The organism is Polyangium sp. 6x1, from assembly GCF_029946515.1.
Classification (GTDB): domain Bacteria; phylum Myxococcota_A; class Polyangia; order Polyangiales; family Polyangiaceae; genus Polyangium.
Window position 1 is genome coordinate 133,996 of record NZ_JARZHH010000015.1, and the last position, 17,736, is coordinate 151,731.

The window sequence follows — 17,736 nt, forward strand, 5'->3', positions numbered from 1 at the left end:
GCGACGTCCAGGCATCAGCACCCCGCGCACAGGACATACCGCCTCCGCGCGATCTTTGCGCGACACGCGCCGGCTTCGCGCGTCATCTGCTCAATCGGGGGCTTCCCGACGGCATCCATGCCGTGGCATAAGAATTGTTTAGGTTGGTGGCGAATCCCCTGAACCCCCCGCCCCCCGGAGGAGGTACGTCATGTCCGCATTCGCCCTCGTCGCCGAACCCGATCCAGCGCTGTCTGCCGCCCAGGTCGCCGTCGTCGACGCCCTCGGTCTCGTCCCGCTCGTCGCGCAGGACGGAGAGCGCGCCATCTGGCTGCTCCGTCGCTTCGGGACGCCGGCGCTGCTCGTCACGTCGCTCTCGCTCCCAGTCGTCGACGGCTTCGAGGTGCTCGACTGGCTGCGCGCGCGCATCAGCGGTCGCGGCGCAAAGGTCATCGTCACCTCGCCGTTCCCCGAGCTCCGCGCCTTCGCCGGCGCACTGCGCGAGCACCTCGGCATCAGCGCGATCCTGCCCCGAAACGCCTCGCCCGACGCGCTCCGGGCCGTCGCCGAGTCCTTGCTGAAGGGCGAGGAGCTGCCGGCGCCGCACTCGGAGGCAGCCCTCTCGGCGTCGGTGAACTCCGTCCGATCGATGCAGGAGGCCCCGCGGGATCCGCGTCTCGACTGGTTCGTCCGGTCGGCCGCGGAGGAGCTCCACGCATCGGTGGCGCTGGCGATCGTGGCCCAGGGGGAGGGCCGCGCGCTCGTGTCGGCGGTGGGGATGGACGCGCGCAGGTGGCCGGTGCTCGGGGGGATCGGCCGGCACGTGCTCGGGGCGGGAGAGACGCTCGTCGTGGCGGACGCGTTCGCGCACCCGTTCTTCCAAGGCGACGTCTCGGTGATGGAAGGGCTCGTGCGGGGGTTCGCGGCGGCGCCGGTGCTCGACGCAGCGGGCCGCACGCGGGGCATGCTCTGCGTGATCGAGCCGAAGGCGCGCCTGCGCATCGGACCGGAGGGCCTCGTTCGCCTCGCCGAGCGGGCGCGGCTCATCGGCACGGCGATCCCCACCCTCGAACCCGGCGTGGGCCGCCTCCTCCGCGCCAGCCGCCGCCGGATCATCGAAGCGATGCCGGACAGCGCGCCCATCAGCAGCCCGCGATAAAGCAGGAGGCGCCGCGCCGGGGCGCTGCCCCGGGCCCCGCGGGGGCTGTTCGCCCCTCGACCCGAACCAGGGCCAGCCCTGGACCTCTGGGCATCGACTGCGCGAAGCGCAGTCGATGCGGGGAAAGATTTTTGAGCTGTCCGCCCCTCTTTGCAGGGCCAGCCCTGGACCTCAGGGGGAAGAACTGCGCTCCGCGCAGTTCTTCCCACAGGCCGCCGCTGGTGCCACGTCGCCCGTTGAACCGTCAGCGTGGCTGTCTTGGTTGGCAGGGTCGGTTGCGGTCTTGACCTGGCCCGTTCGATGAACTGCGCGGAGCGCAGTTCATCGACCACGAGTCCAGCGCTTGCGCTGGTCCGGGTCCCGGGGTGGACAGCCCCGGGTGGGGCCTGGGGCAACGCCCCAGCGAAGCGCTTCCCAGATGACACCAATGCTCAGCCTCGCAGGAGAGAGGGGCCTCGGGTGAGGTCGAGGCGAGGGCCTCACTCCCAGGAAAACCGTTCGATTCATGCGGCATGCAGGCCGAAGCTGGCCTTCCATCTTGGATTCCGGTATCAGTGGCGCATGCCCCCGGTAGGCCCCCCGAGAACCCACTCCAGTGCGGAAGACCACGTCCGCTGGGGTCGGGGGGAGCTACGCATCAAGGTCAGCGACGACGTCGTTTACGAGCAGGTCAGCGGGTACCTCGAGAAAGAGGTCGTGAGTAAAATCACGCAGCCCATCGACAAACTGATCGGCCAGGGCGCCAAACCCATCATCTTCAACGACTGGTGGGAGCTCAGCGGCTACGATTCCGACGCCCGCCTCAAGCTGACCGATTGGATCTTCTGGATCCGCGGCAAAATCGTGGGCAGCCACATCCTCGTCCGCTCGAAGATCGTCAGCATGGGCGTCTCGATCGCGAACCTCGCGCTTGGCGGAATGCTCACGGTCTACACCGATCGGCAGGAATTCACGCTCGCGTACCATCGTGCCTTGCGGCAGAGCATGAAGCCGCCCCACACGTCGCCGTCCTCGGCGTCGAGCCCTGCCTCGATGTCTTCGCCCTCGTCCACCGCGACTCCGCCCTCCTCCTCCTCGCCGACCGGCTCCTCGCCGGGGACCTCGCACGACGAGCCGGTGCGGCCTCCGCGCTCGATCCGCTGAGCGTCAGCGGGCCGGCGCACGTGCGGCGAGGCGTGATGTCAAGGGGCAAGGACCTCCCGGGGGGCTTTCGTCGCGTCCGTCCGACGTGGTAGGAGTCGGGGAGGAGAGGCGGCCATGAGCACTGACAGCCCCGGGCTGCACCCCGACATCCCTGAAGGCGCGAGCGTCCCGCGCGTGCCTGCCTGGTACGTCGATCGAACGGCTGCGCGTGAGCGCTTTGGCGAGGCCGTCGACTCGTTCGGGCCCTTCCTCATGCGCGGCGACCCGCCGGCCGACGAGCTCGTCGCCGTGCTGAACGACCTTCGCCCTGCGCAGGCGAACCGCATGCTCGCGCAAGCGCTCGACGAGGGCATCGCGAGCGTCCGCCGCCCGCCGCGCGCGTTCGTGCAGTTCTTCCGGCAGATCGACGAGATCCCGCTCTGGCTCGACTGGGACAAACTCGATCGCGGCGGCCGCGCTGTGCTCCGCACCGGCCCTCTCGGCGCGGTCGTCCTTGCCTGTTACTCGCTCCCGCTCTCGTATGCCTCGCCGGATGGCTCGAAGCCCCTCACGGCCTCGGGCAGGCTCGTCCAGCGCGCCTCCCGCAGGCTCACCGAGACCGCGCGTTTCCTCGTCGAGACGTGCCGCCCGGGGGGCCTGCGCCGCGGCGCCGAGGGCTTCAAGATCACGATCCGCGTCCGGCTCATGCATGCCCAGGTGCGCAGGCTCCTCCTGCAGCGCAAATCGTGGCCTTACGAGCGCTGGGGCCTCCCCGTGAACCAGGCGTACATGGCCGGGACGAACGTGCTCTTCTCGTCGGTCCTCATCGAGGGCCTCTCGAAGCTCGGCTACGAGGTCCCCGCGGAGGAGCGCGACGACATCGTGCAGCTCTGGCGTTACGGCGGCCTGCTCAGCGGCGTCGATTCGAAGATCTGCGCGGCCACGGAGGCCGAGGGCTTGCGCCTCATCCGGCTCATCCACGCCGTGATGGATCCGCCGGACGACGACTCGCGCGCGCTCGTGAAGGCGCTCATGGAGGCGCCGCTCGAGCTCGCGAAGAACCCGGCGCAGCGCGCGGTCGCGCAGCGGCTCGTGGATCTGCTCTACGGTGTGTCGCGGCACCTCGTCGGCGAGCCGCTCGCGGACGCGCTCGCGTATCCGCGCACGCCGTGGCGCCACGCCGCGCCGATGCTCCGGGGGATGAACATGATGATGAGCTCCTTCCAACGCCGGGTGCCCGAGAGCCGCGACCCGCTCTATCGGTTCGGGCTCGAAGCTTGGGAGAGGGTCATCGAGAACGGCCTCGCCGGGATCCCGGCGGCGTTCGATTTCCGCAAGGCGACCGTGGGGGATGGAGGTCCGACGCATGCTCCGTGACAAGCTGAGTTTCCTGGGGGATCAGGACATCGAGCTCCTGCTCCGATCGAGCCAGAGGCGGCACGTCGTGCGCGGCGAGACGATCGTCCGGGAGGGCCAGAGCCCCGAGGCCATCTTCCTCGTGCAAGAGGGCTTCATCTCGGTCCGCGCGGGCGGCGTCACCGTCGGCTACTTCGGCCCGGGCCAGATCCTCGGCGAGATCTCCTTCCTCGAACGACGCAGCGCGAGCGCCACCGTCGTCGCCGAGGGCGACGCCGTCCTGAACCGCATCGACAACGCCGACCTCGAGGCGCTCCTCTCCGCGCACCCCGACCTCGCGGCCCGCTTCTACCGCTCGCTCGCGGTGAGTTTGTCCCGACGCGTGCGCGCCTTGAGCGGCAGCCTCACGAAGATCCGCGGCCAGCGCTCGCACAAGGCGCGCTACGGCCAGCTCTCGGCGCGGCACGTCCCTTCGAGCCTGATCGAGGGCCTCACGAGCGTCTTGCGCGAGGTCCAGCGCGTCGAGGAGTCGCTCGCGGCGCGCAGGACGACCGTGGACGCGGCGGCGCGCGTGGTCGCGTCTGCGTGTGATCGCGTCGTCGCCTTGCTCGAAGAGCACACCACGGAGAAAGCGCTGCTCGCGATCAGCGTCGACGACCTCCTCACGTTCCGCGACATCAGCCGCCTGCGCGAAGGCGTCGGCAGCTTCGTCTTCCGCATCTGCTTCGCGTTGCTCATGTCGAGCGCGACGATCGCGCGTGTCTACGACAAACCCGGCGGCGTGGCCGAGGACGACGGGACGCGCCGCGCGGTCGCCGACGCGGACGCCGAGGGCGACGGCCTCATCGGCCCGCTCGTCGACCGTTGGTTCCTCGATCGCCCTGTCTGCCGTGCGCGCCGCGAGAGCCGCAAGGCGATGGTCGCCGAGGTCGTCCGTCGCGCGACCGCGCACGCGGGTTCGGGCCCGTTCCTGGTCACGAGCATCGCGAGCGGCGGCGGCGACGAGCTGCTCGACGCGATGGACGAGGCGGGCGAGGGCGCGATCGCGGCGACGTGCATCGACCCGGATCCGGACGCGCTGCGCCGGGGCAACCACCAGGCCTCGGAGGCGGGCCATGCCTCGTCGATGACGTTCCTCTGCGCGGAGCCTTTGAGCCTCTCGGGCTCGGGCTCGGAGATCTTCCTTGGACCGCAGCACATGGTCTACGCGCTCTGCTTCTTCGATTACCTCTCGGACGACGACGCGGTGGCGCTGCTCGACTGGATCTGGGGCCACCTCGCGCCTTCGGGGACCGTGGTGTGGACGGCGCTCGGCCCGGACCTCACGGATCTGCCGATGATGGAGCACCTGCTCGAATGGGCTGTCGTCCCGCGCGACGCCCCGGCGATCCGGGCGCTCGTCTCGCGCACGCGCTTTGGCCGTGCCGTCGAGGTCCAGACGCTCGAAGGCTCATCGCTCCACATGGTCACGTGCACGCGGGAGTCCGGCCCGTGACGATTGTCCCTTCGAGTCGCGTCGGGCCCAGGGAGGTCTACCGCAGCCCGTACATGGTCCTGCGGCACGACGTGACGCGGAGGCTCGTGATCGCGACACGGACGAGCGTCCCTTATCCCAGCATCGATACGCTGCGGGAGACGTTCGTCGAAATGGAAACGGCGATCGGGTACGTCTCGCGCCCGCGGACGATGATGCTCATCGACGCGCGCCCGGCGCCGCCGCGAAACGACCCTGATTTCGAGGCGGAGTTCGGTCGATTGCGGAAGTACTTTTTGAGGGACTTCCAGAAGATCGCGACGCTGGTGCAGACGGCGGTGGGGATCCTGCAGGTGACGCGGCAGGTGCGCACGGACGAGCGGCCCGTGGGTGTGTTCACGGACCCGAGCGAGGCGCTCGCGTACCTCGGGGTGACGATGGAGCCGGAGCGGGTTGAGGTTCGGCTGTAAGGGGCGTCCTTTGTCCATGAGAGAGGCTTCTCGTCACGCCTGATGCGTCGACAGCCCCTGTCGTTGCACGTGGCGGGCGACCTCTTCGAGAAGGCCAGGGAGCGACGCAAGCCTGCTGAGTTCTTCGAGCGTCGACCAAGAAAGAGCGATTCCCTCTCCCTCGCGTGGCTCCGCGTCGCCGCTCACGTGATGGGCAAAATAAAAAAAGCCCTCCCAGGAGATCCCAAAAAGATCGAAGACGCCTTGATGGATGAGCTCCAGCGAGGCGAGCTCCGCGTCGAGCCCCACTTCTTCGAAGAGCTCGCGTCGGGCTGCTTCGATGGGTAGTTCGTCCCTCTCGACTTTGCCTTCCGGAAAGTTCCACCACGTGGAGGCCAGAATGGCCAGGCGGGGAGTTGGGAGAGCTGCTTCTCGACGACGGTTCCGTGACAGGGATGCCCATTCGGCTCGAAGGGGCCGATACCATTGGCGCGGGAGGTTCCATGCGCCGTGACGTCTTCACCTCGTTCCTGCTGCCGCTGAGCCTTCTCTTCTGCGCTTCGCCCGCGCGTGCGCTGGAGTTCCGCGTCTGCGTCAAGCCGCCAGACGTCCCGCCCGGCCTGACCCAGTGGGCCTATGAGCAGGGGTCGGCAACGGTGTGGACCACGCGCAGCCGGATGGAGTTCGCGCGGAAGGTCGAAGGGCGCGCCACCTTCACCTACGACCCCTATGCGCCGCCAGAGAGCGTGCGTGTCTTGCCGATCCCGTACAACACGCTGAAATGCCCGCCGCCGCCGCGACCGAAATCGCCGCCGGCGAAGGATGCGCCGAAAGAGGAGAAGAAAGCGGAGGACGGGAGCCCGAGCCAAACGCCTGGCAAGCGCGGCGGCGACGAGGAACGCAAAGGCGGCGGCGACGAGGGCAGCGTCGAGAAGCGCGTCGAGAAGCATCGCCTCCCGCAGCCGAAGGAGGGCCCGCCGCCTCCGCGTGCTTCGGCCCCGGCGCAGCAGCAAGATCCTGTTTTGCCGCGACAAGGTGTCCTGCCCCGCGAGTCGATCCTCCCGCAGCAGGAGGCGAAGTGGGCGGACAAGGAGCACGGGCTCGTGGATCGAGGCGGCGCGCTCCCACAGCTCGTGGACACGGCAGACCGGAAGCCGTTGAACGTCACTTCATGCGAGCAGACGAAAGAGGGCTGCCCGGCGCGGAAGCAGAAGACGCGGGCCGGGGCGATCCTGGAGCAGGTGGTGATCGCGGGGGCGATCTTCAACCTGCAAATGAACGAGGACCTCTATCGGCCCGACGGAAAGGAATACGGGATTGTCGGCGGGATGAACGAGGCGCACCAGGTGGTCACGAACAAGCTGCGCGAGGCTATGAAAGGGATACCGTTCGACGACCTGCCCAGGATCTGGAAGGCTTACCAGAAAGTCTACGCGGACTCTCCCCACTGGCTCAAGGCGATCGAACATTACTTCGATTGATTGGGTGAACCGGACGTCGAGCGATGAAAACCAAGGTAAAAATATCTTTCCACGGCCACCATGTCCCAGAGGGAGAGCAGACCATCCTCGCTCCGGCGGGCTGCGGGACGGATGTCGTCACGGTGCACGATTACAAAGTTCTACGGCAGGTTCTCGTCGACGTCATCGTGGACGTCGAGGACCCTCGGCTGCCCCTCCTGCAGAAGCTTCTCCTTGCCTACAAGGTCGAATGGTTCGAGGATCGCTGGGACGAGTACACGGACGAGGAGTTCGAGGCTGCTCGATTGATCGTGGCGCTCAGCCCCTCGGAAATTTTCGTCCTCGGGGGGCCTCGGTTCGGCACGGACTACGACATCTCGACCGCATGCCCGGCGTGTGGCGCTGGGATGCGGCAAACCTCGGCGTACGTGCTCGATGGCTCGGACGCGGAGAGCATGGGCAAGCTCCGGCAGTTCCGCGCCGTGTCCAGCTACGACGAGATCCTGGTCGACGAGCGTCTGGCCGAGACCCTCGAAGGCGCAGGCCTCTCGGGGATCTCCTTTCGGAGCGTGTACGCAAGGCAGAAGGACATGCGGCAGGTCAAGCTCCCCTGGAGGCAGATGTGGGCGTCGCATACGCTCCCCCCGATATCGCCGCACTCGACCGGGATCGAACGGGGCAAGGTGTGCAAGTCCTGCCAGCGCAGCAGAATAGGCTACTCCCTCAAGGAACCCACGCGTATCGCCTACCGCGCCCTGGACCTCATCGGGGCCCAGGACGTGAATCGGATGTGGGAGCATTTTGGTATCGCGCGGTGGAACGGCGATCTGAAGACGGCCGTACTCTCGCAACCCAAGTTCCTGGTCACCCCCAAGGTCTGGCGCATCTTCAAGGACGCGGGCGTGACCGGGTTCAAGTGGCTACCCATCCGTGTCGTCGAGGATGAATGACGGGACGGCCCGGAGACGCTCTTCGAACGTCGCGAATATCCTCTTGCTCCCTTCACTCACACGCCGTTACCTTCCCCGCCGCCGACGACGTACACGCGGAGCGCGTCAATGCCGCGCTCTCCACGCTCCTATCCCCCTATCTCGCCAAAGCCTCTGGCGAGACCATGCCCGACGTCACCGTCCTCATGCGCCTCCTCTCCCACGCCGACCTCGAATCGAAGACCCGCAAGGCAAGCTCCTCCGACACCCCCCTTCATGATGGAGCCGGAGCGGATCGAGGTTCGTACGTAGGGGTGACGTCCGCCACTCCGTAGCGCCTCGGACCTGGTTCCTTGCCTCGCCGCCTCGTCGTGCGAGTTCCTCGGACACGCTGGCCCCACGTACCGCCGCCTCTCACAACGAGATACGAGGCACTCGCCCGCGCCGAGGTGAGCCTGCGCTGAGCATCTCGGACCTGCTCGCAGGGGGTGGGCTCGGGGGCTTCGAGCAGGTCCGACCTGCTTGCGGTAGGCTGGCCTTGGCTGTTCGAGCAGGTCCGAGATGCTCGTCTGATGTACATCTCCGTACATCGAGCAGGGCGGACAAGCTGTCTGGAGGCTCGGAGGCGTGGGCAGGAGGATGTCGGAGCAGCGTGCCGGGGGAGGCCGTGGGGCTCAGGGGAGGTGCGAGTTACCGCTTGGCGGGGTCCGGTGGCGGGGCCGGCACGTTCGCGGAGCTCCTCGCAAGTGCGAGTGTCAGGGCGCAGCGGATCCGACCTCCGTCGATGACGTGGCAGTACCGAACGCCCCACGCAGTCTTCATTCGCCAGACGTTTCCCCTGACGACTCCTCCTGTGCCTGCACGCGCTTCGCCTTGAGCGCCTCCGTCTCCGCCTGGACTTTCGCCGTCGCCGCCTCCATCAGACGCATGCTCCACTTGAGCAGCCGCTCGACCTCCTTGACGTGGAGCTCGTCTGCGCCGGCCACCGTCTGGCGAAGCGCGATATCGGTCAACTTGCGCACCGCCGGTAAGAGCGCCGGATCGTCGGGGCCGGCGACGTGAGGCTCGAGCAGCTGCAAGAGCCTCGTCGAGAGCTCCTTCGCGCGCGGCAGGTTCCCCTCCGCGAGCCGCGCCTCCGCCGCGTGGTCGAGCGCCACGTGAAGGCGCAGGCTCTCGCTCCCGAACTCCTTCTCCGCGACCGAGAGCGCCTCTTCGTAGAGCGACGCCGCGCGCGCGTGATCCCCGCGTTTCGTCGCGACGTTCGCGAGGTGGAACGTCGGCACCGCGCAATGCGTGCTCTCGGGGGGGTAATGCACTGCATAGACGTCACGCATGCGTTCGAACGTCTTTTCGGCGGCGTCGTAATCCTCGAGCGCGACGTACGCCTTGCCGAGCTCGTCCAGCACCACGACGAGGGAGAGGTCCTTCGCCCCGCACGCTTTTTCGTACATCTCGAGCGCACCCTCGAGTGGCCTTTCGGCGAGCTCCGGCTTCTCTTCGGCGAGCGCCGCGCGCCCGTAACGCAGGAGCGCCTCCCCCATCTTCTGCGGGTCGCCGTCGAACGCCCTGGCCGCGATGTCGACGGCGAGCCGGTAGCTCTTGCGCGCCTCCTCGTGGTCTTTCAGCGCGACGAAGACGTCGCCAATTCGGAGGACGTCCGTATAGACGTCCGCGGCATGGTCGGTGAGGTGCTCGCCTCGAATCTTGAACGCCGCGAGCGCGGCGTCCGCGGCGCCGTCGAGCTCGCCGCGTTCGAGCTCGATGTCGGCGAGGAGCGCGAAGGCCGAGGCCACCTCGATGTGCTCTTCCCCGAGGATCTTGCGCTTGATGTCGAGGACCTTCGTCGCGGCGCGGCGCGCCTTGTCGAGCTCGCCTTCGTGGCGGAGCAGCCGGGCGAGGTCGGACAACCCTCGGAGGGGCTTTTCGAGCGCGGCAGGCTCCTCGGCGCTGCGAAGCATGCGGGCGTCGAGGAGGCGTTCGAGGAGGCTCAGGGCGGGGGCCCATTGTGCGAGCTTGGTATAATGCGTGAGCGCCGTGGTGGCGGCGGCGAGGGTGTCGAGGTGAAACGCGCCGAGGTGCTTGTCGCGAATCTCGAAGAGCCGTTCGGCGAGCGGAGCGGCGAGCTCGCTCCGGCCTTCGGCCTCGGCCGCGCGGAGCTGCACGTCGAGCTGCCAGGCCTCGACCGCGGTCCCCTCGTCGTGGTGTGCATCGCTGTCGGACATGGCAAGGGAGGGTACCGGTTGGGGCAACCAGGGAAGAAGTGAAAACGTCTCATCTCGAAGGCGCTTCGCTGGGGCTTTGCCCCAGGCCCCACCAGGAGCTATCCGCTCCTGGACCTGGACCAGCGCAAGCGCTGGACTCGTGGTCGATGAACTGCGCGATGCGCAGTTCATCGAACGGGCCAGGTCAAGACCACAACCGATCCTGCCAACCAAGACAGCAGCGCTGCCGTTTCAACCGGCAAGGCGGCGCTGCCAACCAAGACAGCAGCGCTGTCGTTTCAACTGGCGACGCGGTGCGACCAACGGCCTGTGGGAAGAACTGCGCGGAGCGCAGTTCTTCCCCAAATGGTCCAGGGCTGGCCCTGGCGCGGGTCGAGGGGCGCGTAGCCCCCGCGGGGCCCGGGGCAGCGCCCCGGCTCCACGTCCCCAGGTTGAACCAACCCTGGCAAACCCCCCACCCTCGTCCCCGGTTTCACCGGCCGTCCCCCCGGGAAACCTCTTGCCGCGGGATCCCCCCCCTGCCAAAAAGGCGCCCCTGTTTCTCGCGCCGACCGATCGCCATGTCGAGCTCGCTCTTGCTGCGCCGGGCCAAGCTGCTCGCGGCGCCAGGACCTTGCGCGCCTTCGTGCAGGGCGCCCTCGCCATGGTCGAGCCGGATTGTGGCCTCGCTTCGAACGCCGTCACCCGCCTCGTCTCCCGCGTCGCCCTCGAGGCTGGCCCCGTCGCTGGCGTCGATCTTCCTGACCCACCGGCCGAGCGCGTTGCGTTTGCCGACGTCGTCGACTCCGCCCTCGGCCGCCTCCGGCGCGCGGGGGTTCGGCCGGACCACCTTTTCCAGGCCGAGGGCCCCCAGGCCGCGCTCCTTGCCGAGGTCATGCGCCGCGCCGACGAAATCCTCGCGCAAAAGAGCCTCGTCGATCCCCGCAGCGCCGGGTTCGTCCTGTCTCGGGCCCTTCGCCGCGGCCCTTGTGACGCCCTCCTCCAGGAAATGTCGGCGTACGACGTCACCGTCTCCGGCCTCCTCTCCTTCGAGGCCGACGACCTCTCCTGGCTCGAAGCCTTGCATGCCCGCGCACGCGAGGCCGGCGGCCGTGGGCTCGTCGTCGAGATGCCGCTTTTCTCGGGCGAATCGCTGTTCGACCCGACCGACCTCGACGAGGAGGCCGTCGGCGGCGTCGCCACCGTCCTCGAAAAACGCTGGTCCGAGCTCACGTTTGGCCCCTCCATCGATTGGAGCGCCCTCGGCGACGGCGCGGCCTCCCTCGTTTTGCGCGCCGCGGGCCCCGAGGGCGAGGCGCGCGCCGTCGCGGCCGAGGTCCTCTCCGCGCTCGGCAGCGGCGTCCCGCCCGAATCCATTGCGATCCTCGTGCCCGCGCTCGACGACGGCACCCTCGATCCGCTCCGCGCCGCCCTCTCCGACGCCCGCATTCCTTTTCACGAGCCGCGCGGCCCCTCGCCCGACGCCTCGCCCGAGGGCCGCGCCTCGCTTGGCCTCTTCGCGCTCGCGGCCGGGCCCGTCACGCGCGAGCGCGTCATCGATATCCTTCGCGCGCCCGGCCTTCATTCGGGTATCTGGGTCTCCGAGCGCGCCGAGCGCGACGCCGAGGCGAAGGCCGCATTGCTCGCGCACAGGCTCCGGGACGTCCCCGTCGAGGTCGATCGGACCGGCACGCTGCTCGTCGAGAATCTCCGCGCCGTCATCGAAGCTTCGGGCGACACGGACGAGGCGTGGATGCCGGACGCGCTCACGCGAATGCTTTCGAGCGTCGCGCTCCTCGCGGAAGGAAAAACCCGGGCCGAGATTGCGGCGCGGTTTGGCGCGCTCTGCGACAAACTCGATCTCGGCCGGCCCTCGATGGGCGAGCTCGGCGCGGCGCTCCGCGTCGAGGCGCTCCGCGGAAGGTCCCTCGCGCTCAAGGCCATTGGCGAAGGACAGGCCGCGGTGCGGGCCATTCGTGACGCGACGCGCGCCGTCGTGGAGGCGGCGGCCATGCTCGGCCTCGAAGACGCGCCGGCCCGCGTCGACGAGCTTTATGCCGAGGTGCGTCGGGCGGGCGCCTTGCAGGGGCGGTCCGACGGCGGCGGCAGCCGGGCCAGCGCCGTTCGGATCGCCCGACCTTCCGAGCTTTGTGGGATCCGGTACGAGGTCCTGATCGTCACGGGCCTCGGGCCGGGCGGGTATGGGCCGGAGTCGGACGGCGGGCTCATCGACGAGCGGCTCTGGTCGACCCTGCCGGCCTCGGCGCGTCCGCCGACCTCGCGCGAGCGCGATCGCATCCGGCGCGCCGAGCTCGCGTGGGCCATGGGCGGGGCGCGTCGCGTCGTGCTCGCGTACAGCACCACCGACGACGAGGCGGCCCCGCACCCGACCGTCACGCGCGCGCTTCGATCGCAGATCCCCGAGCGCGTCGAGCCCTCGTCGCGTGTGTCGCGGGCGGCCTCGCGGATCGATCCGCGCGGGGCGGAGCTCGTCGCGCTCTCGGCTGGCTCGCTGCCGGCGCCGCTCATCGCGGATCGTGTCTCCATCGAGCGCGCGCGCCTCGCGTTTTTCCTCGATCCACGCGCCGACGCGGGGCCCTTCACGGGCCGGATCGACGCGGCCGATCCCGAGCTCGCCGCGCACCTCCGCGCTTGCGTGGGCGGCGACATGCCCTCGCGGCCGATCGCGGTCACGCACATCGAGAAGGCCGCGGGCTGCGCGTTCGCGGGGTTTGCTCGGCGCGTGTGGAAGACGCGTCGCCAGGAGGACGCGCTCGAGGCGGCCGATCCGCGCGAGCGCGGCACGCAGGTCCACGCGGCCACGGCGGCGGCGTTTCAGGCGGCGTGGGAGGCGGGCGGCCGGGCGAACCGCCGCAAGGCGCTCGAAGCGGCGCGCGAGGCGGCGTTGCGCGCGGTCGGCGCGGACAAGGAGGCGGCGCCGCTCCGGCGGGAGCTCTTGATCGCGGCCGTCGACGTCGCGCTCGGGTTCGTCGCGCACGGCCTCGACGAGCAAGGTTTTTCCTTCGCGCTCGCCGAGCAGCCTTTCGGCCCGCAGGGCGCGGCGCCGTGGGACGCGCTCCCGATCGCGCCGATGCCAGGGGAAGGGGAGGGGGACCAGCCGCCGGGCGCGTCGGTCTTCGTCGAGGGCAAGATCGACCGCGTGGATCGGGGCGACGGCGGCAAGAGCGCGGTGCGCGTCGTCGACTACAAGACGGGCCAGATCCCCAGCAAGAGCGAGCAGGGAACGCTCCACCTGCAACTGCCGCTCTACGCCGCGGCCGTGGCGCGGGCGACGGGCGCCGAGGAGGTGCAGGCGCTCTACCTCGGCGCGGACAAACGCGGCGAGATCAAGGCCTCGCCGGCGAAGGACACGGATCGACGCGCCATCGCAGACAAACGCCTCGACGCCGAGCGCACGGCCCGCAAGGTGGTGCTTTCGCTTTGGGACGGAAACATCGAGCCACGCCCCGTGAAGGGTGATCTCTGCGATCGGTGTGACGCGCGGGACGTCTGCCGCAGGCCGGCCGTGGTGCCGGGCGAGGCGGACGAAGAGGGCGGCGGATGACGACGATCACGCTCCCGCCCGAAGACGCGCTCCTCTACGCCTTCCGGCGCAACATCGTCGTCGCCGCGAGCGCGGGCACGGGCAAGACGTACCGGCTCACGGCGCTCTACGTGCTGCTCACGCTCGGGCTCAGCTCGATGGGCCGGGCCGAAGGCGACGAGCCCGCCGAGCCGATCCCGCCCGAGCGGATCGTCGCGACGACCTTTTCGCGCGCGGCGGCGCAGGAGATCGCGGCCCGCGTGCAGGCGGCGCTCTCCGAGATCGCGGCGTGGGACGAGCAAGGACCCGCGCCCAAGCTCGCCGCGTTGATCGATGCGCGACGCGCTGTCCTCGACGATCCCCCGTCGATCCCCGAGATCAAGCGCCGCGCGGCGGACGCGCTCGGTCGCTCCGCGGGTGCGCGCATCGACACGCTGCATGGCCTCGCGCAGCAGATCGTCCGCACGCATGCGCTCGCGCTCGGCGTCGATCCGCAGGCGCGCGTCGTCGAGGAGGACGAGGCGCAGGCGCTCGCGGATCTCGCGGTGGACGAGGCCCTCTCGGCCGCGCTCTCGGCCGGCGGCGACCGCGCCGAGGCGGCGCGCGCGCTCGTCGCCGCGGCGAACGGCGTGTGGGGCGCGCGCAAGCAGGTCGCGAGCCTCTGCGACCGCCTCGACGAAGAAGGCCTCTTGCCTTCGGAGCTCCTGCTCGCCGAACACGAAAGCGGCGCGCGCTCCCTCCGCGCCTCGCTCGACTCCATCGTCGCCACGTGCATCGCGGGCGGACAGCGCACCAAGGACGCAGCTCAGGTCCTCGCGCGCGCCCTCGCGCAGGCGAGCCCCGGCGAGCTCGTCCCCGCTGCGGCCGAGGAGCCACTCCGCGAGCTCTTCGCCATCGCCATGCGGGGCAAGACGAGCGACGCCGACAAGGAGTTCGCCGCCTTCCGCGAAGAACTGCCCGGCGACAGCAACGCCGAGCGCGCTGCGGGCCTGCTCGCCATCCTCCGCGAGGCGCCGCATCTCTCGGTGCGCGAGCGTGGCATCGTCGCGCTCCTCGAAGACGCGCGCACGCGCCTCGGCGCCCTCCGTCGCCAGGAAGGCCTCCTGAGCTTCGGCGACATGCTGCGCATGGCCCGCGACGGCCTCCGCGATCGCCCCGAGATCGCCGCGCAGGTCCGCGCTTCCATCGACGCGCTCCTCGTCGACGAGTTTCAGGACACGAGCCGCGCGCAGCGCGACATCGTCTACCTCCTGCGCGAGCGCGAGGACAGCGATCGCCCCCCCGGCCGCGCGCCCATCGCGGAAAACCTCGTCGCCCACGGCCTCTTCCTCGTCGGCGACCGCAAGCAATCCATCTACGGCTTCCGCGGCGCCGACGTCGCCGTCTTCTCGCGCATCACGGGCGAGCTCTGCGGCCCGCTCGCCCGCGAAGCCCTCGCCCTCGCGCCCGAGATCTGCGCCCCCGAGGCCCGCGCCGACCTCGTCGCGCTCCGCGAGAGCCGCCGCAGCGGCGGCAAGATCCTCGACTTCGTCAACGCCTTCTCCGGCCACGATTTCCACACCCCGAAAGACGCATCCCCGCGCGACTTCGAGGTCGTCTACGGCCCCGCCGATCACCTCGTCCCCGTCGCGGAAGCCCAAGGCGCAGGCGAGGTGGTGCTCGTCGACGACGACGGCGCCTCGCCGCCCGACGCCGAGCCCGTCGTCCGCGGCGCCACGCGCTCCATGCGCGAAGCCTTCGTCGCCGCCGCCTTCACCGCGCGCTACGTCCGCAGCGGAGAAGGCTCGTTCCGTGACATCGCCATCCTCGCGCGTCGCAGGAAGACGCTCCCGCTCCTCGAGCTCGCGCTCGCGCGCATCGACGTCCCGCACGTCGTCGCGGGCCGCGCCCTCTTCGACACCTCCGAGGTCCGCGACGTCGCCGCCGTCCTTCGCCTCCTCGTCGATCGCCGCGACCGCCTCGCGCTCGCCACGGTCCTGCGTGGCCCCGCGGTCGGTTTGTCCGACGCCGCACTCGCGTGGCTCGGCGCGCCGAAAACGGGTTTGTCGTTGCCCCTCGAACGATCGGACGCCGCGCGCCTGCTCCCGACCTTGCCCGCGTGGGAAAGACTCGGCCCCTCGGATCGCACGCGCCTCGAAGACTTCGTCCGCCGCTTCGTCGAGCTCCGTCGCGCGGCCTTGCGCCTGCACCCCGGCGAGGCCATCCGCGCGGCCGTCGCAGCCTTCGACCTCGACCGCGTCTTCGCCTCCATGCCTCGCCCCGAGATGCGCATCGGCCACGTCGATCGTCTCCTCGGCGTCGCGCGGCGTCGCGGCGGCTCGTTGCCCGGCTTCGTCCGCTGGCTCGATCGCCGCATGCGCGACGACTCCGACGAGCGCGACGAAGCCACGTTCGCCGAAGAAGAAGACGCCGTCCGCCTCATGACGATCCACGCGAGCAAGGGCCTCGACTTCCCCGTCGTGATCGTCCTCGACCTCGACGCAGGCGTCTCGCCGCGGCCCTCGGGCCTCCAGATCGCCTCCCTCGGCGGCCCCAAGCCCACGCTGATCCTGCGGCACCACGCATCCAGGCCGGACCCGCTCTCCGACGTGATGCTCTCACGCCTCGAACGAGGCGAGCGGCCCGTGCTCGACGCACTCCGCACGGAAGCGCAAGCGAAAGCAGACGAGCTCGCCCGCGCGCGCGAGCTCGCCGAGCGGCAGCGTCTCACGTACGTCGCCATCACGCGCCCGAAGCGCGCGCTCGTCATGATCGGCGTGCCCGACCCGCCGGAAGGGGCCCGCAAGCGCGCGAAAGGCGGCTCCGCGTTCGAGTCCCTGAAAGACGGCCTCTCGAAGCCCACGATCAAGGACGCCATCACGCGCCGCGAGCAAGCCTCGGCGCTCCTCGCCGACCCCCACGCGCAGCCGCGCGAGGCGCGCCACGGCGCCGTCTCCCCCACCGGCCCCGCGCCGCCCTGGCCCGAGCGTCCGCCGACCCGCACGATCTCGATCGCCACGACCCCGCTCTCGCTCTTCCAAGGCTGCGCGCGCCGCTTCCGCCTGCGCCAGCTCATGGGCTTCGACGAGCCCATCAGCACAGGCTACGTCGAGCTGCCCGGCGACCCCGCCGCCTCGCCCGTCGAGGTCGACACCGAAGCCGACCTCGATCCGCGCACCCGCGGCCTCGCAGCGCACGGCGTCCTCGAACGCTGGCCCCGCGAAGCGTTCGGCCGCCCCGTCGACGTCGCCGACGTCCGCCGCCGCCTCGCCCTCGCCGGCCTCCGCCCCGAAACGCCCGAAGCCTCCCGCATCGCCGAAGGCATCGCGCGCTTCCTCGACGGCCCCTACACCCGCGCCATCCGCGATCAAGGCCTCCGCATGCTTCGCGAAGAGCCGTTCGTCCTCACGATCGGCCTCTCCCCGGCGCCCGACGGCTCCCCGCGCGCCATCGGCCTGCGCGGCGCCGTCGACTTCGTCGTCTTCCGCCCCGACGGCACCGTCGACGTCATCGACTACAAACTCTCACGCCCACGCTCCGACCTCTCGGTCTACGCCTTCCAGCTCCACGCCTACGCCCTCAGCATGCACCGCCGCGAGCCCGAACGACGCATCCGCGCAGGCGTCGTCTTCCTCGCAGGCTCCTCCCCCGAGCCCATCTTCCTCGCCACGGACGGCGCAGACGGCACCATCACCAACGCCGAGCACGACCGTTTTTCGAACGAGCTCAGGACCCTCGGCGAGCGCTTCGCCGAAGCACGCTGGGCCGACCGCTTCGACCCCGTCCCGCTGGATCGTTGCCGCAAGCTCCACTGCGGCTTCGTCGGCGCCTGCTACGGGCCTGAATCGACGCTCTGACGCCGATCGGTGTTTGCAACGCGTGCAAACGGCACAACGCACGCTCGAAGACCCGTTCGCAACGCGTGCAGACGGCACAACGCACGCTCGAAGACCCGTTCGCAACGCGTGCAGACGGCACAACGCACGCTCGAAGACCCGTTTGCAACGCGTGCAGACGGCACAACGCACGCTCGAAGACCCGTTTGCAACGCGTGCACGCGGCACAACGCACGCTCGAAGACCCG

The 17,736-nt window shown here is 70.0% G+C and carries 12 protein-coding genes; 9 read left to right on the forward strand and 3 right to left on the reverse strand.

From position 1 onward, the window contains the following. The first annotated feature begins 190 nt into the window (after window positions 1-190). From QHF85_RS16865 to QHF85_RS16885, 5 genes are all read left to right on the forward strand, one after another. A complete protein-coding gene (locus tag QHF85_RS16865; RefSeq protein ID WP_281328220.1) occupies window positions 191-1,138 on the forward strand; it encodes a hypothetical protein in 948 nt (315 codons plus the stop codon). A gap of 561 nt (window positions 1,139-1,699) precedes the next feature. Continuing rightward, the gene (locus QHF85_RS16870; protein ID WP_281328221.1) at window positions 1,700-2,281 is read left to right on the forward strand and encodes a hypothetical protein; all 582 of its coding nucleotides are present in this window, start codon (window positions 1,700-1,702) and stop codon (window positions 2,279-2,281) included. A gap of 114 nt (window positions 2,282-2,395) precedes the next feature. Further along, window positions 2,396-3,637: an oxygenase MpaB family protein gene (locus QHF85_RS16875; protein ID WP_281328222.1), complete on the forward strand. Its 1,242-nt coding sequence runs from the start codon at window positions 2,396-2,398 to the stop codon at window positions 3,635-3,637. Continuing rightward, the gene (locus tag QHF85_RS16880; protein ID WP_281328223.1) at window positions 3,627-5,111 is read left to right on the forward strand and encodes a cyclic nucleotide-binding domain-containing protein; all 1,485 of its coding nucleotides are present in this window, start codon (window positions 3,627-3,629) and stop codon (window positions 5,109-5,111) included. Before QHF85_RS16875 ends, QHF85_RS16880 begins: the two co-directional genes overlap by 11 nt. Further along, a complete protein-coding gene (locus QHF85_RS16885) occupies window positions 5,108-5,560 on the forward strand; it encodes a hypothetical protein (RefSeq protein ID WP_281328224.1) in 453 nt (150 codons plus the stop codon). The genes QHF85_RS16880 and QHF85_RS16885 overlap by 4 nt, the downstream gene beginning before the upstream one ends. Before the next feature lie 33 nt (window positions 5,561-5,593). On the opposite strand, the gene QHF85_RS49790 is transcribed toward QHF85_RS16885, so the two are convergent. Then, on the reverse strand, window positions 5,594-5,992 hold the full coding sequence (locus tag QHF85_RS49790; RefSeq protein WP_348652742.1) for an NUDIX hydrolase: 399 nt from the start codon (window positions 5,990-5,992) through the stop codon (window positions 5,594-5,596). Window positions 5,993-6,042: 50 nt separating this feature from the next. Here QHF85_RS49790 and QHF85_RS16895 point away from each other — a divergent pair, with 50 nt between their 5' ends. Then, complete coding sequence (locus QHF85_RS16895; RefSeq protein WP_281328226.1) at window positions 6,043-7,020, forward strand: hypothetical protein; 978 nt, start codon at window positions 6,043-6,045, stop codon at window positions 7,018-7,020. 23 nt (window positions 7,021-7,043) lie between these two features. Further along, a complete protein-coding gene (locus QHF85_RS16900) occupies window positions 7,044-7,949 on the forward strand; it encodes a hypothetical protein (protein ID WP_281328227.1) in 906 nt (301 codons plus the stop codon). A 797-nt stretch (window positions 7,950-8,746) separates the two neighbouring features. On the opposite strand, the gene QHF85_RS16905 is transcribed toward QHF85_RS16900, so the two are convergent. Next, complete coding sequence (locus QHF85_RS16905; RefSeq protein ID WP_281328228.1) at window positions 8,747-10,150, reverse strand: tetratricopeptide repeat protein; 1,404 nt, start codon at window positions 10,148-10,150, stop codon at window positions 8,747-8,749. Between the two features lie 472 nt (window positions 10,151-10,622). Continuing rightward, a complete protein-coding gene (locus QHF85_RS16910; protein ID WP_281328229.1) occupies window positions 10,623-11,054 on the reverse strand; it encodes a hypothetical protein in 432 nt (143 codons plus the stop codon). Between the two features lie 84 nt (window positions 11,055-11,138). On the opposite strand from QHF85_RS16910, the gene QHF85_RS16915 reads away from it, so the two are divergent. Both QHF85_RS16915 and QHF85_RS16920 read left to right on the forward strand, forming a co-directional pair. Next, complete coding sequence (locus QHF85_RS16915) at window positions 11,139-13,694, forward strand: PD-(D/E)XK nuclease family protein (protein WP_281328230.1); 2,556 nt, start codon at window positions 11,139-11,141, stop codon at window positions 13,692-13,694. Beyond that, window positions 13,691-17,509 carry a UvrD-helicase domain-containing protein gene (locus QHF85_RS16920; RefSeq protein ID WP_281328231.1) on the forward strand — a complete coding sequence of 1,273 codons (3,819 nt, stop codon included), beginning with the start codon at window positions 13,691-13,693 and terminating at the stop codon, window positions 17,507-17,509. The genes QHF85_RS16915 and QHF85_RS16920 overlap by 4 nt, the downstream gene beginning before the upstream one ends. The last annotated feature ends 227 nt before the right edge of the window (window positions 17,510-17,736 follow it).

Excerpts from the sequence above, each read along its gene's own strand:
- QHF85_RS16865 (WP_281328220.1), top strand. The coding sequence starts at position 191 with ATGTCCGCATTCGCCCTCGTCGCCGAACCCGATCCAGCGCTGTCTGCC.
- QHF85_RS16870 (WP_281328221.1), top strand. The coding sequence starts at position 1,700 with ATGCCCCCGGTAGGCCCCCCGAGAACCCACTCCAGTGCGGAAGACCAC.
- QHF85_RS16875 (WP_281328222.1), top strand. The coding sequence starts at position 2,396 with ATGAGCACTGACAGCCCCGGGCTGCACCCCGACATCCCTGAAGGCGCG.
- QHF85_RS16880 (WP_281328223.1), top strand. The coding sequence starts at position 3,627 with ATGCTCCGTGACAAGCTGAGTTTCCTGGGGGATCAGGACATCGAGCTC.
- QHF85_RS16895 (WP_281328226.1), top strand. The coding sequence starts at position 6,043 with ATGCGCCGTGACGTCTTCACCTCGTTCCTGCTGCCGCTGAGCCTTCTC.
- QHF85_RS16900 (WP_281328227.1), top strand. The coding sequence starts at position 7,044 with ATGAAAACCAAGGTAAAAATATCTTTCCACGGCCACCATGTCCCAGAG.
- QHF85_RS16905 (WP_281328228.1), bottom strand. The coding sequence starts at position 10,150 with ATGTCCGACAGCGATGCACACCACGACGAGGGGACCGCGGTCGAGGCC.
- QHF85_RS16915 (WP_281328230.1), top strand. The coding sequence starts at position 11,139 with ATGTCGGCGTACGACGTCACCGTCTCCGGCCTCCTCTCCTTCGAGGCC.
- QHF85_RS16920 (WP_281328231.1), top strand. The coding sequence starts at position 13,691 with ATGACGACGATCACGCTCCCGCCCGAAGACGCGCTCCTCTACGCCTTC.